The 14,389-nt window shown below is 42.3% G+C and carries 14 protein-coding genes; 6 read left to right on the top strand and 8 right to left on the bottom strand.

The genetic code is table 11. From position 1 onward, the window contains the following. Positions 1-72 precede the first annotated feature (72 nt). Together ACOSVQ_RS07075 and ACOSVQ_RS07070 are read left to right on the top strand one after the other, a co-directional pair. Entirely contained in the window at positions 73-735 is a 663-nt protein-coding gene (locus tag ACOSVQ_RS07075; protein WP_491981846.1) for a potassium channel family protein, read from the top strand. Further along, entirely contained in the window at positions 732-2,099 is a 1,368-nt protein-coding gene (locus ACOSVQ_RS07070; RefSeq protein WP_491981845.1) for a TrkH family potassium uptake protein, read from the top strand. Before ACOSVQ_RS07075 ends, ACOSVQ_RS07070 begins: the two co-directional genes overlap by 4 nt. Here ACOSVQ_RS07070 and ACOSVQ_RS07065 read toward each other — a convergent pair. Further along, positions 2,096-2,530, bottom strand: a complete 435-nt coding sequence (locus ACOSVQ_RS07065; RefSeq protein ID WP_491981844.1) for a DUF2850 domain-containing protein — start codon at positions 2,528-2,530, stop codon at positions 2,096-2,098. The two genes, ACOSVQ_RS07070 and ACOSVQ_RS07065, sit on opposite strands and share 4 nt — an antisense overlap. Positions 2,531-2,873: 343 nt before the next feature. Here ACOSVQ_RS07065 and ppnP point away from each other — a divergent pair, with 343 nt between their 5' ends. Further along, positions 2,874-3,155, top strand: coding sequence for a pyrimidine/purine nucleoside phosphorylase (ppnP, locus tag ACOSVQ_RS07060; RefSeq protein ID WP_491981843.1), 282 nt, complete (start codon positions 2,874-2,876; stop codon positions 3,153-3,155). Positions 3,156-3,313: 158 nt separating this feature from the next. On the opposite strand, the gene ACOSVQ_RS07055 is transcribed toward ppnP, so the two are convergent. Further along, the gene (locus ACOSVQ_RS07055; protein ID WP_491981842.1) at positions 3,314-4,162 is read right to left on the bottom strand and encodes a pirin family protein; all 849 of its coding nucleotides are present in this window, start codon (positions 4,160-4,162) and stop codon (positions 3,314-3,316) included. Between the two features lie 220 nt (positions 4,163-4,382). Here ACOSVQ_RS07055 and ACOSVQ_RS07050 point away from each other — a divergent pair, with 220 nt between their 5' ends. Then, positions 4,383-4,676 (top strand): hypothetical protein, encoded by a 294-nt coding sequence (locus tag ACOSVQ_RS07050; protein WP_491981840.1) that lies wholly within the window; start codon positions 4,383-4,385, stop codon positions 4,674-4,676. Here the strand turns inward: ACOSVQ_RS07050 and ACOSVQ_RS07045 are convergent. From ACOSVQ_RS07045 to ACOSVQ_RS07035, 3 genes are all read right to left on the bottom strand, one after another. Beyond that, complete coding sequence (locus ACOSVQ_RS07045; RefSeq protein ID WP_491981838.1) at positions 4,657-5,820, bottom strand: GGDEF domain-containing protein; 1,164 nt, start codon at positions 5,818-5,820, stop codon at positions 4,657-4,659. The genes ACOSVQ_RS07050 and ACOSVQ_RS07045 overlap by 20 nt on opposite strands. A gap of 283 nt (positions 5,821-6,103) precedes the next feature. Then, on the bottom strand, positions 6,104-7,210 hold the full coding sequence (locus ACOSVQ_RS07040; RefSeq protein WP_491981837.1) for a DUF3541 domain-containing protein: 1,107 nt from the start codon (positions 7,208-7,210) through the stop codon (positions 6,104-6,106). A 144-nt stretch (positions 7,211-7,354) separates the two neighbouring features. Beyond that, complete coding sequence (locus ACOSVQ_RS07035; RefSeq protein WP_491981835.1) at positions 7,355-7,960, bottom strand: alpha-ketoglutarate-dependent dioxygenase AlkB family protein; 606 nt, start codon at positions 7,958-7,960, stop codon at positions 7,355-7,357. Between the two features lie 149 nt (positions 7,961-8,109). Here ACOSVQ_RS07035 and ACOSVQ_RS07030 point away from each other — a divergent pair, with 149 nt between their 5' ends. Then, on the top strand, positions 8,110-9,468 hold the full coding sequence (locus ACOSVQ_RS07030; RefSeq protein WP_491981834.1) for a diguanylate cyclase: 1,359 nt from the start codon (positions 8,110-8,112) through the stop codon (positions 9,466-9,468). A gap of 307 nt (positions 9,469-9,775) precedes the next feature. On the opposite strand, the gene ACOSVQ_RS07025 is transcribed toward ACOSVQ_RS07030, so the two are convergent. Beyond that, a complete protein-coding gene (locus ACOSVQ_RS07025; protein WP_491981833.1) occupies positions 9,776-11,311 on the bottom strand; it encodes a DUF3612 domain-containing protein in 1,536 nt (511 codons plus the stop codon). A gap of 244 nt (positions 11,312-11,555) precedes the next feature. Between ACOSVQ_RS07025 and ACOSVQ_RS07020 the strand changes: the two genes are divergently transcribed. Beyond that, positions 11,556-12,134 carry an aldolase/citrate lyase/malate synthase family protein gene (locus ACOSVQ_RS07020; protein ID WP_491981832.1) on the top strand — a complete coding sequence of 193 codons (579 nt, stop codon included), beginning with the start codon at positions 11,556-11,558 and terminating at the stop codon, positions 12,132-12,134. Between the two features lie 94 nt (positions 12,135-12,228). Here the strand turns inward: ACOSVQ_RS07020 and ACOSVQ_RS07015 are convergent, their stop codons facing one another. Then, entirely contained in the window at positions 12,229-13,245 is a 1,017-nt protein-coding gene (locus ACOSVQ_RS07015; protein ID WP_491981831.1) for a GGDEF domain-containing protein, read from the bottom strand. Positions 13,246-13,444: 199 nt separating this feature from the next. Further along, positions 13,445-14,341 carry a DMT family transporter gene (locus ACOSVQ_RS07010; RefSeq protein ID WP_491981830.1) on the bottom strand — a complete coding sequence of 299 codons (897 nt, stop codon included), beginning with the start codon at positions 14,339-14,341 and terminating at the stop codon, positions 13,445-13,447. Positions 14,342-14,389: the final 48 nt, after the last annotated feature.

The following is a 14,389-nucleotide window of genomic DNA, read 5'->3' as shown; positions in this document are numbered from 1 at the left end:
ATTACATTAATTACTATGGTTATCCCCCAGTTTAGCAATCTGGGCGATCATTTAAGTCAGTAAGGCAAGAAAATGAAAATTCGTGATAAGCAGTTTGCCGTAGTCGGCTTAGGGCGTTTTGGTTTATCGGTTTGCCAAGAGTTGGCAGACGCTGGTGCTCAGGTGCTGGCAGTAGATGTGAATGAAGAAAAAGTAAAAGCGGCGACACAGTTTGTTACTCAAGCCGTGGTAGCTAATTGTACTCTTGAAGATACTGTGGCTGAATTAAAGCTGAGTGACTATGACATGGTCATGGTCTCTATTGGCGAGGATGTTAATGCTTCGATCTTGACGACATTAGTGATGAAAGAGTCGGGAGTGAAATCAGTTTGGGTAAAAGCGAACGATAAATTCCATTCCAAAATTCTGCAAAAAATCGGCGCTGACCATATCATCATGCCTGAGCGAGATATGGGGGTGCGTGTGGCGCGCAAAATGTTGGATAAACGCGTATTGGAATTTCAAGAGTTAGGCAGCAACTTAGCGATGACCGAAGTTGTAATTGGTTCGCGCTTAATGGGTAAAACCATGGGGCAACTGAGTTTGTGCCAGAACGATGAAATTCAGGTATTGGGGTTTAAACGCGGTCCTGAAATTATCAAAAATCCTGACCTCGATAAAGTCATGGAAATTGGGGACATGTTAATCGTTGTTGGCCCTAAAGACGTTTTAATGGCTAAGTTGAAATCTCTATGAGCTTATTCCGCAGCGGTGTTTTCTACCCCTTAGAAAAAGAGCATTTGGAAAAGAAAAGCTCTGAGCCGAAAATCATATTATACAGCTTCCTATGGGTGCTGATACCTTCTGCAATTCTACTCACTCTTCCTATTTTTTCAGTCTCTGGATTGAGTTTTGCAGACGCGCTGTTCACGGCAACTTCAGCTATCAGTGTGACTGGCCTTGGTGTGGTTGATACCGGTCAGCATTTCACGTTAGCAGGAAAAATACTGCTGATGGCTTTAATGCAAATTGGCGGTTTGGGACAAATGACACTGTCGGCGGTACTTTTGTACTTGTTCGGTGTTCGCTTAAGCTTGTATCAGCAAGCGTTAGCAAAAGATGCATTAGGTCAGGATCGTGCAGTTAATTTACGCAAACTGGTTAAGAAAATCATCACTTTTGCCCTGATTGCCGAGAGCATAGGATTTATTGTTTTGTCGTTTCGCTGGGTTCCTGAATTCGGTTGGGCTACAGGTTTGTTTTACGCTCTGTTCCATGCAATATCAGCGTTTAATAACGCTGGTTTCTCACTATTTTCCGACAGTATGATGGGTTATGTCGGCGATCCATTAGTGATCATCACTCTTTCGAGTTTGTTTATTTTTGGTGGTCTAGGTTTTACGGTAGTGGGAGATGTGTGGGCAAACTGGCGCAGAGGTATCCGTCGCTTAAGTCTGCATACCAAAATCATGCTTACTGCAACTCCGACTCTCTTGCTAGTGGGAACTTTACTGTTCTGGCTTTTGGAAAGGAACAATCCCAACACTATGCAAAATTTGGATTTGGGATCGCAGTGGTTGGCTGCATTTTTCCAATCAGCAACAGCTAGAACTGCTGGGTTTAATAGTGTCGATTTGGCTCAGTATACGCGCCCAGCGTTACTGGTGATGATCATTCTGATGTTGATCGGTGCTGGTTCTACATCAACAGGGGGAGGGATTAAGGTGTCTACGTTTGCTGTGGCATTTGTAGCAACTTGGTCTTTTCTACGTCAGAAAAAACACGTTGTTATGTTCCGCCGTAGTGTTAACTGGCCAACAGTGACGAAAGCACTTGCGATTATTGTTGTAAGTGGTGCATTACTGACCATCGCAATGTTCCTGCTGATGATCACTGAAACTCACGCCAGTTTTGATCACATCTTGTTTGAAACGATATCAGCATTCGCTACGGTAGGGTTATCTACTGGGCTAACTTCAGAACTTTCTGAGCCTGGAAAATACATCATGGTGGTGGTGATGATCATTGGTCGTATAGGACCGTTGACACTGGCATATATGCTTGCAACACCACAGCCAACGTTGTTGAAGTATCCTGAAGATACCGTTCTGACAGGTTAATTTTGGTCGAAGTGGCTAGTGATGGCGCTTCGACGTGTCTCTGCACCGCCGGAGGAATCAACAGTAGCCTCATAGCCCTGTTTGATAAAACGTTGGATCGGTGAGGCAGGATGAATGCGTTTAAGTTGTGGTGAGCTTTCAGTTCCTGCTAATGCATAAACTGAACGGCCTTGTCCTGTCTCTATTTTGATGTTTTTACCATCGTATTCAAAGCTTGTGCTGATCAGTCGATGATTACGAAAAACACCTTGATCACTTAAGGTAAGTACCTCTGTGCGGTATCCTGGAGCGTTGATTTCAACCCATGAACCGTAGACCTGTGAAGGACTAGTATAAGCTTGGTAGCCAAAATAAATCAGTGCCCCACACAGTAATGCGGCTACACCTAGGGTAGTAGCGAATACTGATTTGAAAATTGCTTCTTTTGACATGAGGTGACTAATGACTCCGACTGCTTGTTCATTTTGTAGGTTTTTTCATACGACTTGCTAAAAGTACCATCAAACGGCTTATGATTTAAAGCATCGAACTTTAATTAGCTGCATTAGGGTACTTTAACCGCGCTAAACGTGAACATTACACCACACCATATGGGCCAAAGTCATAGTCTGATCGCCAATTGTTACATTTGAATTTTAAATGTTTCTCGCGCTTAGTTACAAATCAATAAAAATAATGTGGATATTTTGCGTCTTGAATCAAAGATTGTAATGCGTTAAAACAATACGCTGTAGCTTGGACTAGCAAGCAATTGATAATTTACAAGGAAGAACGATGATTAAGGAAAACACTTATTTTGAAGGCTCAGTTAAGTCTTTAGGTTTTACTCATGCAGACAGCGACGTGACTGTAGGTGTAATGGTTCCAGGAAGTTATACATTTAGCACTGGCAACCCAGAATGCATGACAGTCGTAAAAGGTGCGTTAACGATTAAACGTGTTGGCGACAAAGACTGGATGACATTTGAAAGCGGCGACGCTTTTGAAGTGGCAGGAAATTCTTCATTCGAAGTAAAAGTTGAAGCATCGACTGCTTATTTGTGCGAATACCTATAACGGTAAAAGACCACACTAGTTACTCATTAAATGAATGACTAGTGTGGCAAAACAAAAAGGAATGGGCAGTGGATTATTCTCTTTTTGTGTGTGAGCTTATTGGCCGTTAAGACTAAATAGCTACAGAAAAACCAAAGCAGTTTTTCAAATTCAATTTATTAATACGTTTCAAACAAGCCTGAGTTGTAGTCTTTTATTGCCTGTTCGATTTCTTGAATCGAGTTCATGACAAATGGTCCGTAATGTACAACAGGTTCATTAATCGGCTCACCGCTAAATATCAGAACACCACTCGTGTCATTGGCTGTCATCGAGAATTCCTCACCGCTAGAAAGAATGGCGAACTCACTTTGCATTAGCACTCGCTCACCGACTTTAATACTGCCTTTGTAGGTATAAACCATGACATTGTGGTGTTTAGGCGTTTGCAAGGTGACTGTGCTCCCCGCAACACTCTGCCAGTCAGCAATTGTTGCCGGCACACCTGTCTTCGTCAGTGGTCCTTGCAGTTCTGTACCATTGGCAGTGATATCACCAGCTAAAACTCTTAGTAAACCAAGTTGTTCGCTTCTGAACTCAGTAATCGTTTCAGGTTGGAAATCATGGTATTGAGCAGGCTTCATTTTGTCGCGAGCTGGCTGGTTTATCCAAATTTGGAATCCGTGTAAATCACCATCTTGCATAATAGGCATCTCACTGTGGATAACGCCTTGTCCTGCAGCCATCCATTGTGCGCCACCAGAACGTAGGGCGCCCACATTTCCCATATGATCTTTATGTTCAAAATGGCCTTTAAGCATATAGGTTAGCGTTTCAATTCCACGATGTGGATGTGGAGGGAATCCACCAACATAATCTGCACGTTTGTCTGATTTGAGTTCGTCCATCATTAAAAACGGAGAAAAAGCCGTGTTATTAAACCCTGCAACACGCTGAATTTTTACGCCGTCGCCGTCGGAAGTAGGTTGTGCTGGGATAATGTGGCGAATTTCACGATGTGTACTCATAATTTTTACACCCTAACTTTTTCTATCGTAGGTAAGGTCGGCTGACCTTTGAGACTATATTGGAATTCTAGTAGACGGATGAGGAAAGGAGGAGAGGTGACAATCGAGGAAGTCATTCAATAATTTCGAATGAGTCTAATTTTGTCGTTACCACTTTTGGTAGGTCAAAACTTTGTTGGTCTATACTTAATCTGAACGTGAAACGAACGAGGAGGTTGCTATGGCAGTTCTTCCTAAACATACAGACCAGAACCCTCGCTACGACCCAAGTGACGATCTCACTGCAGATCAGTTACACAGGTTTACTCGTGCGGCAAACAAAGCACAGAATAAACGTGAGCAAATAGAAAGAAGCGATACACCGTCAATTATCGAAGTCGCTCGTCGCGCAAGATTTGCAGAGTATAGAAATGAAGCAAAATCCAAAGGGAGAAAAAGAAGTTCACATCAATATGCCATGTTTATGGTACTGATTGCTGTATTGGCCTTGGGGGTTATGTATTTGACTCAGTAGCTCTCAAGATCGGTGTGACCTTTCCGTCAGCGTAATTCGGCATTTGGTAGTCGGAGGCGTTTTGATAGTAACAGTATTGGTTTTTACCGTTGTGTTTTGCTGCGTACATCGCCTTGTCAGCACAACGAGTCAATTCAGCAAGATTATCGGCATCTTGCGGATATAAAGCAGCTCCGACACTAATAGTGACATTGCCCAGCAGCTGTTTATCTTTGTATTTGCTATCAAATAGATGGCAAATTCGATGCAGAATATTGTCTAAGTCTTGTAATGAATTCACATCATAAAGCAGTAACACGAACTCATCTCCAGCGAATCGTGCAATGGAGTAGTCAGCTTTATTGGTTTTTCTGTCTGTGGTACGAATATTATTTTTGATTCTGTGTGCAAAATTCTGAAGAATCTTGTCACCCATTTCATGTCCATAGCTGTCGTTGATATGTTTGAAATTATCGATATCCAAAAACACCAGCGCAGTAATTTTTCCACCCGGTTGTATTTCCGAGAGCTTTGCCGTTGCCCAGCTTTCAAAGCTCCAACGGTTGGCTAAGCCTGTGAGGTGATCTCTGTATGCGAGCTTTTCTATGCCTTCTAAATAGAGTGACTTGATATAGTTGATAGCTTTGGAATAAAAGTAGGCAGATGTATTACATACCGTACACATTGCAACCAAACTAATGAAGAAGCGCTCTGCAGCGAGCATGTCACTGCTTATGGAAACATGATGACCAAATATGGCAATGCCGACCAATAAGCAGTATAGGGTGCTTATGAGCAGACCAGCGGCAAAAGTATTGATGAAAATAATGGCTGCAAGTATTGGATAGACCCACAGCAGGCGATTCTCTAATTCCGCCCCATAAATAAAAACCATGAAAGCTTGCGTCAGCATTACTATAGTAAGGATAACGTCATTGTATTTGGGGCTTTTGGCAATGATCAGATATAGCAGATTAGCCGATGTGACGATGAGGCTAGCTACACACAGAAAACCAAAGACATACTCATTGTTCGTTAGATGGTAATAACCATAAAGAGCAAAGGCAATAATTGAAACCAGCGAACTTAATAATATTACTTTGTGTTTTCTGACTGAACTTAGCTCCGCCATCTCCTTCAACTGATGTCCCATCAGTTTATTCATTATTAAAATCGTCCTAGATACAAACCAACTCGATTAAAGTCTAGGAGAAAAAAATGGAAGCAAGGCCAAAAAAACAAAAAATCTTGTGATAGATTTCACCTTTCTAATTAAACTTTACTGTTTTAGCTAATCCTAAAGTTTAGTAAAGGTCACTAAATGGCCGTTAACGTCGGCGTATATACGGTTAATCGAAGACAAGTCACCATGTATTGTTTGCATGTTCCGCAACGGAAATGACAACAAAGAAGGCGTAATCGTGTGATTACGCCTTTATCTTAAGAGACTATTTCGACACCAAACCGTAAGGTAGGCTAGCAAAGACTTTCGGCTGCTTTTCTATGGTTGGAATTGAGTTTACTTGCTGCCAATCCAATAGCATGATCGCAAGCACGTTGCGGTGTTCTCCGTAACTCAAATCAAAATCACCGGATGTTGAAGGAATCATGCCTTGGTCGCGATTAATCGCATTTTTGATGTGCTGTCTCGTCTTTTCAACCACAGGATCATTGTTTAGCCCTGCTAAAAGGAAAGAAATCCCCACCTCAGCAATTATGTCTTCCTTGGCTTTTAACAAAATGGTATCGATGTTGTTTCGAAAGTAGTCGAAAATCCATTGATGTTCCGCTTCACTGACTGAATGCTGATAATACTGAGAGTCAGCGAAGACTATGTGTGTCATTCCGTAAAGTTTGTTTCCATACTGCTGATTGGTGAGATGCTCGTCTTGATCATCTGGATAGGTTTTACGGAATGCTTCGATAAAAGGCTCTACCACATCTTGTTCACCCAATTGCTTCAACCAGTAGACTTGATTGGCAAGTTGGGCGGCCCAAGCTTTAATCATCCCTTCATCTGTTGCGTAATGAGTAAAGTCATAGCGTCGAATAATTTCACGTAGCTTAGCGTCTTGCTTGTGTTTTAACCCATATTCATCCGCGCGAGCCATTGAGCCTAACAAGCCAATACCCAGATAAAGATATTCTGGCGTGTTTTTGGTCATGGTGTAGCGCAGTTTCGAACGCTCATCGGTTTTGTCTACATATCCAGACAAACGTTTTTGGCTGTGCATATAGATTTGCTCTGGAGTATGCACTTCTTCGGCGTATCGGTTTAGGCGACTTGCAACTCTGGCAAGATCACTCCAGATGGCGGCGTGATATTTGTCGTCTGATGTTTGGCGATACATTCTTAATGCATAGTGGCCTTCTTCAAATGCTGGCAACGTATAGAGTTGGCTCTCGTAAGTGTTTCGAATGATATCGGCGAAGTACTGGTAACTTTTTTCTTCTTGCTGAGTCTGTAACGTGGTTTCAGTGCAATTGGATAACGTGGAAAGTAGAAGTAATGAAGCCCCGATGCTGAACGCGATGTATTTCTTCCGTAATAACATGATGACGATGATGTTGAAAAATGATTGCCGGTAGTATCAATGGTGGATAACCAATTTGTGTGAGCAATGAGTCAGTAATGTGTGAATTTGCGCTGTGGTTGAGTTCGATTAGGTTATAGGCGAAACAATTGACTCAGTATCGGATTAATAGATATGACGAAAAGTGAGGTTTATGCGTTCGTCTTTGCTTTTCGCCGTCTTAGGTACAGAGTGCTGCCAATGATGTTGGGTTTCCCCTGCCATAATGAGCAATGAACCGTGTCCAAGTTCTATCTCATATTTTTCTTTGGTTTCAAGATGACGTAAAAGAAAGCGACGAGATTCGCCAAGGGTTATTGATGCGATGACCGGATTGATCCCAAGCTCAGTCTCGTTGTCTTGATGCCATCCCATAGAGTCTTGACCATCACGATATAAGTTGGCGAGTACAGAATTGAATGTGGTTTTGGCTACGGACTCACTACGACACTTCAAGTCAGTGAGAGTTTCTGTCCAAGGCTGAGGTTGCATGGATAATCCAGAATAGGTGTAAGGTTTGTCTCCATGCCAGGCCTGAAGTCTCGGCTGCAAAACGTGTTTGCCAAACATCCGTATTTGCTCCTGCTGCCAGTTCAAGTCATTTCGAAGTGTGTGAAAACTATGGTCTGCATGTTCTGTCGATAGAAAATTGGGTGCATAAAACAGCTTTGCATTAGGTAGATCTATCCAACTATTTTCACTTTCGTTTAGAAAAAACAACGCAAATTCCATAAGTTATACCCATAATATTGTTATCTAATTTAAAAATATTCAGCTTGGGATTGGCTGAATAGTATTACATTTTCAGTGCTTGTCGTCGCTTAAACGTACTGCATTGCAGAACTGTAGTCTTAATCGTTAAACAGTTGAAGGAATGTTGCATGGGAGCCATCTCAGGCAAACTATGGATAGTGAGAATACTGCTGCTGACTTTTTTGCTGATATTTGTTGGCCTGATTGAGTCTTTTAATATTAGCCAGCGAAATTTCATGCGAGAAGGTTTATACACGCGAGCCAAAGAAGAGCTTTTGTCTATTCGTTTTCGGCTCGAAGCTTCTATTTTGTCGGATATCTATGCTGCCAATGGCTTACAAGCTTTAGTTACTGCGCGACCTGATGCTGAATTTGAAGACTGGCCTCAGATAGCGGCAAACGTGCTGCGTAAAGGTAAGCATCTCCAAGTGGTAGGTCTGGCGCCAAATGACGTCATCAAATACATTTACCCACTAGAAAGTAATCAAGCTGCGCTCGGGTTAGATTACCGAACGGTTCCAAAACAATGGGCATCAGTCAACAAGGCTAGAGAGATTCAGGAAATCTTCATTTCTGGTCCCGTGGATTTAGTTCAAGGTGGCAGGGCAATTGTTGCCCGAGTTCCAATATTTATCGATCCTCCAATGAACAATCATTATTGGGGCGTGTGCAGCATCATTATCAATTGGGATTCTTTGTTTTCTGCTTCCGGAGTGGAAACCTTTAGTTATTCTTACAATTTCGCCATTCGAGGTTTTGATAGCTCTGGTGCGGAGGGGGATGTCTTTTTGGGTACACAAAGTACCTTTGATAATGCGTTTGCCACAGAAGTTGTACACTTTCCTTATGGTAGTTGGGTAATCGCTGCATCAGAAAAACGCGATCTGCTAAAACAACTCCCTTGGTATCAAAGCAATATTGTACGTTTGCAAGGATACCCAATTTTATTGGTGTTGCTTGTAATGGCGTTCATTATTTATCGACTCTATACCGTCGCAAACGAGCGTGCGATGTTCGATGAACTCACCAAACTTCCTAACCGTCGCTATTTTATGTTCACGTTGCAGCATTTCTTTGAATTAGCAGAAAAATCTAAAGGGAAGAACTGTTTTGCGATTTTGAACATCGACCTTGATAAGTTTAAATCTATCAACGACAAACATGGTCATGATGCCGGAGATAAAGTCCTGATTGCTTGTGCTGAGCGCATTCTCTCGGTGCTTCGTGCTTCGGACATCGTTTCTAGGATGGGGGGCGACGAGTTTTTGATTTTGCTTCCTAGGGTCAACCATGTTACCGATCTCGAAAGTATCAGCAAAAGTATCGAGAAAGCCATATCTGACTCTCCTGTTATCTACGAAAAAACACTACTGAACATCCATGCCAGCGTTGGTTATACGCTTTATCAGCCTAAGTTTGTTGATATTGATGACATGCTTAAAGCAGCAGATGAGGCTATGTATGCTGTCAAGCATGGTTTTGCATAATCATTAAATTCTTACACCAGTTTGCGGAGTGTCTTACATTGCAAATTGCTAAAATTTGCATTTTGCAATTTCGTTATGATATTGGTTGTAATGAAACGGCATGTTTCATGTACAAAATGACTATTTTACGTTCAAAAAAGTTGGCACACTATCTGCAATAGTAAGAGTGATCCTTTTAAGCCAAGGATCACCTAGCCAACTGACGTTGTTAGTGAATTTATTTTGTTCACACATATCTATAGCCAATCGCGATTATTGTGATTGGCTTTTTTTCATCTTTCTTTTGGAAGAGTTATCAGCGCTGGAGTTAAAATAACTCCTCTTCTAAGCCTTCACACTTAGCGTAACAACTTGGTTTTCTTGGGCATACCGCTCCGCGCGAGCAGATAAGTCGAGCGTCACCTTCTATACCTCTCTCAATCCAGTTGATGTTTAGGATACGCGCGATAGTTCTTAAATCCTTTTTGATATGTGTCGGGATGAGGGTAGAACCACCTTGGCTGACGCACGATGATTTTAATTCCTCTGCAATGGCATTTGCATCGCCGCCTTGAGCTGCAATCGCCGGATTTAAGTCCACGCCAGCACATAGCACGCGTGTATTGCCAGCGGCATCCAAAACGTTGATTGATTCGCAGCAATAGATCCTCGGCTCATCGCCTACGTTGAGTATTGAGATCTGCGCCGAGCTTCCCTCCTGTGGTTCAGCAAGACGTCTAAATACGGCCCAATGCTGACAAGGATCGTGGACTTTACGCATGTTTCCCCAAGGCAGAGGGATTCCATTTCCACGATAGACGGCTTTGAGCTTACCTGGGCCGTAAGCATCAAAGTAGTGCCAGTGTGGGTAGGGAGAAACCACTGTCATACGTCGCATTGCAACTGACGGCGAAACTCCAGCCTTTTTGTGTACGTCGATCTCGTAACCGTTTCGATCGAGCAGTTGACGAAATGGCACTTTCGGACAAAGAAGAGCGCCGGCAAAAAAACTGGATTCAAAATCTCGCCATGCCTGAAGAATATCTTGTGAATTCAATTCAGAGCTGGGCTGAGAATTTGGTTGTTCCTCCCAGCTATTTGAATGCCCAACTGAGAGCACGTTTTTAAGTCCGTCTTTGCTGTGCAGTACGTTATGACCTATGTATACCGCCAAATCATATTTAAGGCGCGTAGGATATTGACGCAGAACTTCATTGAGGTAGATAGTATCTGGCGGCTCAAAAAACGAAGTGACAAGTTGTTTCGCGCTCACACCTAACTCATCTACAACATCATGAGGCGTTCTTTTCACCCATCGAATATTCAGTCCTAAGCTTTTTGCAATATCGAGGAGATCTTCTACCGCGAGGTTAAGACGCTTTTGACCAATTTCTTCAGCGGCTCTTTCTAAGTCAGGAAAGTGGTTTTGTAAGCTCTCTTGATGTGCTCGTATCAACAGATGAGCGAATTGCCTGCCAGTAATACCTGTTTGAGATAGCATCTCAGGAATAGCGATTTGTAAAATGTCATTGGAAAAAAGAAAGCTCGGCTCCAAAGCCATACCGCTGATGCCACCGCGATTACCTTTTTCCGGAGTAATGTCTGTTTGCTCTGGTTCATCATCGAGAAACCATGCCGGATCTTTTTGGAATACTTCCGCGATCACTTTCAACATTTCCACGCTAGGAACCCGTTTTCCTCTTTCGATCATTGAAAGGTAGGAAACCGATGGAGCGTATTCCGAATTAATGCGAATACAGCGAGCAGAAAGATCTTCCATCGTTAAGTGGTTGCGTTTTCTCAAGTTTCTCACTTTGGTTCCCAAAAAGTGAGACTGTCTAACTAAGCTTTTTGACACGGCCATTTTGTAAAATTCACATTGTAAAATTTTTGTTGTGAAATTGTATGTAAAATTGCGCTAGTCTAAAAAGTAACCCAGTCACAAACTTGAATAAAAATTAAACACAAGTTTGAGAATCATGAACTGGAACAAATTTTAAACACTAGAACAGATTTTAAAAAGTGACCCAGGCGATTGGTAAACGCTAACTAAGAAGCAACACTAGCGAAGCCAAATAGGAAGGGCTTAATCCAATAAGGAAAAGACGATGAATATGCTGACATTTGATAAAACTGACATTCAAAAACAACATAAACCATTTATCGCAGAAGCTGTGTTCGCCGTCGAAACTGTCAGTGCACACCAATCGCGAGAAAAACAAGTAAAGGCGAAGCAGTTACTTGACCGCTTGTTCCCGCTAGAAAATGGCTCACATCAAGATGTAACTAGCTACATGATTGATTACAACCATGTGTTGGCTTACTTCAAAGATGGTCGTCACAGTGGACTAAAACATCCTAAACACTTTGCGGCTTACATTGGCAACAAAGAGCAGCCGTGTTCCATTCTTTTTCGTGATGGCAGCGGTAGCCATGTAGAAGTTATGTTAGGTTGCAATAGAGGTACTGGGTGTGTGGAGCTAGTGGAAATTGAAGATATTCAATTAGAAACGTGTACTACGTTTATGCAAACCGATGAGACTTCTATTCCAACTGTAGCGATGCGTCACTGGATTAGTTTGGTGAGAGGTGACGAGCGTGGTAAACCTCAAGCATGCAGTGAGGATAAAGAATACGTGTCTAAATGCGGAGATGAGTACGTATTGAATTACAGCTTTAGTATCTAACTGCTTTCCATCCAACCTGTCTTAAGCTCTGCTGACACCTCCCGTTGTATTTCGGGAGGTTTTTTTTTGCTTTTTGAACGTTGAAAAATAGCTATTAGAAAGGCATAACTCGGTTTCGACCCATCTTCTTCGCTTCGTAAAGCTTTCTATCTGCGCGCTCTACCAATGACTCTGCTGTGTCTTTTGGCATTTTTTCAGCTACGCCGAATGAAGCAGTAATACTACTTACTTGCTCACTTGTACGGCGATCTTTCACATTGAGTTTTTCAATTGAAGTTCTCAACATCTCTGCGAACTGGCGAGCAACACGTAATGATTTATGAGGAACTAAAAGCGCAAACTCTTCTCCACCATAGCGATACGCGGTAATGCCTGCCTGACAGCTTTTTTGTAGGCGTTTGGCAATGGCTCGAATAACGGTGTCACCAAACAGATGTCCATATTCATCGTTAAACACTTTGAAATGGTCAATATCTAGGAATATTAGGCTCAGTGATTGCTCCGACTGCATCAGCGATGCCAAATCGTCATCAAATGCTCTGCGGTTATAAAGTCCAGACAGGCTATCAAAAAGTGCTGCTTTATGAACTTGAGCTAGCTGAGATTTTAAGCGTGAGATCTCTTGGCTTGCGCTGTTTAACTGCTGATTCAGAAACTGAGTGGAATGACGAATGTCTTTAGATTCGCTGACCAACTGGCGGATCACGCCCATTGCTTCATCAATCGAGAGGTTTTCGTTTTGCACTTTTTCTAAGTTGGCAAAACTTTTATCAATGACCTGTGAAAAAGCACTGGTGTCAGAAAGAGTGTCATCCATTGAACTGGAAATTTCGTGGACTAAGAGCTCTACGTTTTGTTTAAGTTCGTTGATTGTGGTTTCGGATTTCGAAGCGATATAGTCTTTGTAAAGTTGATCCCCAGTGGCAACAGGGCAGAATCCGAAACTGCCAAGAATATAATCGAGTTCTTGGTTTAGTTCAGGGATCGCGTTGTCCACGTAGGTATACCACAATGCATAATTTGAAGGCGTCGCGGCAATACGATGCTTCATCATCAATGGTACGGCTTTTTTTAAATTAGAAGTGGCTCTTTTAAACTCGTCTTCGCTCATTTTTTAGTATGAATAAATGCTTCGAAAGTAATACGCTAAGAGTAGCGGAATTCAGGGCTTTGCGCTCCATAAAAAACACCTATTTGGGTGTTTCCGCATAGAATACTTTATGTATTTTAGAGAATGGTTAAGAACTCGATGAATTCTTAACCAACGGTTATCCAATCACTTGCAACATGAAATCTTGCGTGGCTATCTTTTATTTTTGCAGAGCAAGCTGTGCAGAGTGACGTTTTTTCATTAACGCAATCAGTTGAGGTAGTAGTGACACTAAGATCATTCCCCCCATCAAACTGTACTGATGAAGTGAATACAGCTCATTCATTAATAAACCACCACAGACGATGCCAGCGATAGGGTTGGCAATGCCACCGAAAGTAAAGTCAACAATAGACATACGTTGCAGCAACCACACATACAAGCTGTAGCTAAACGCGGTGTTAAGTACGGTAATCCATACTAAACCGACGACGTTTGTTGTATTTACCGAGGCCATCGCTTCTAGATAGGGCTCAGGATTCACCAATCCGTGAATCAACGTAACTAATGTAAGTGCAACTCCACCAATGATGAGTTGCCATGTCAGTACTGTCCACCAGTTGATTTTCCCACCCAGTGTTTTGGTCAGTTGTGAGCCGAAAATAATGCATGAGATAGCAGCCAGCATCGCAATAAGACCTATTGGACTAAGAACGATGGATTTCGGATCAAAAAGTAGCCATGCCAGTAGCACCAATAAAAGGCCACTAGTCAGATGCATTTTTGATGGAGCGCTACGGTTAAATATCCAGTGAAACGCCATAGCGAATACAGGAACTGAAATCATGCCCACGCCAGCGATGGCAGAAGGCAGCGTTAGTGCCATTACAAATATCAAGCTAAAAAACGCTGCAATATTCACTATGCCAATCGTGAAAAGTGGTTTCCAGTTTTCTCTACTTGGAAAGGTTGGTTTTAACGCAAGCAAAATCAGCCCTGCTGGCAAAGCTCGCAGAGCACCAAGCAGAAGGGGAGGCCAGCCTGCAAGTGTGTATTGTGTGATAGCGTATGTGGTTCCCCAGAAAAATGCGGGAATCATGGCAAATAAAATATTCATATTAAGTATCTTTATATTAAGATATCTGGAGCGCAAATCTAAAGCAAA

The sequence above is a fragment of the Vibrio sp. HM8-C genome (genome assembly GCF_058630515.1).
Note: the sequence above shows the minus strand (reverse complement) of the source record. Positions and strands in the feature narration are given on the sequence as shown.

Excerpts from the sequence above, each read along its gene's own strand:
- ACOSVQ_RS07075 (WP_491981846.1), top strand. The coding sequence starts at position 73 with ATGAAAATTCGTGATAAGCAGTTTGCCGTAGTCGGCTTAGGGCGTTTT.
- ACOSVQ_RS07070 (WP_491981845.1), top strand. The coding sequence starts at position 732 with ATGAGCTTATTCCGCAGCGGTGTTTTCTACCCCTTAGAAAAAGAGCAT.
- ACOSVQ_RS07065 (WP_491981844.1), bottom strand. The coding sequence starts at position 2,530 with ATGTCAAAAGAAGCAATTTTCAAATCAGTATTCGCTACTACCCTAGGT.
- ppnP (WP_491981843.1), top strand. The coding sequence starts at position 2,874 with ATGATTAAGGAAAACACTTATTTTGAAGGCTCAGTTAAGTCTTTAGGT.
- ACOSVQ_RS07055 (WP_491981842.1), bottom strand. The coding sequence starts at position 4,162 with ATGAGTACACATCGTGAAATTCGCCACATTATCCCAGCACAACCTACT.
- ACOSVQ_RS07050 (WP_491981840.1), top strand. The coding sequence starts at position 4,383 with ATGGCAGTTCTTCCTAAACATACAGACCAGAACCCTCGCTACGACCCA.
- ACOSVQ_RS07045 (WP_491981838.1), bottom strand. The coding sequence starts at position 5,820 with ATGAATAAACTGATGGGACATCAGTTGAAGGAGATGGCGGAGCTAAGT.
- ACOSVQ_RS07040 (WP_491981837.1), bottom strand. The coding sequence starts at position 7,210 with ATGTTATTACGGAAGAAATACATCGCGTTCAGCATCGGGGCTTCATTA.
- ACOSVQ_RS07035 (WP_491981835.1), bottom strand. The coding sequence starts at position 7,960 with ATGGAATTTGCGTTGTTTTTTCTAAACGAAAGTGAAAATAGTTGGATA.
- ACOSVQ_RS07030 (WP_491981834.1), top strand. The coding sequence starts at position 8,110 with ATGGGAGCCATCTCAGGCAAACTATGGATAGTGAGAATACTGCTGCTG.
- ACOSVQ_RS07025 (WP_491981833.1), bottom strand. The coding sequence starts at position 11,311 with ATGGCCGTGTCAAAAAGCTTAGTTAGACAGTCTCACTTTTTGGGAACC.
- ACOSVQ_RS07020 (WP_491981832.1), top strand. The coding sequence starts at position 11,556 with ATGAATATGCTGACATTTGATAAAACTGACATTCAAAAACAACATAAA.
- ACOSVQ_RS07015 (WP_491981831.1), bottom strand. The coding sequence starts at position 13,245 with ATGAGCGAAGACGAGTTTAAAAGAGCCACTTCTAATTTAAAAAAAGCC.
- ACOSVQ_RS07010 (WP_491981830.1), bottom strand. The coding sequence starts at position 14,341 with ATGAATATTTTATTTGCCATGATTCCCGCATTTTTCTGGGGAACCACA.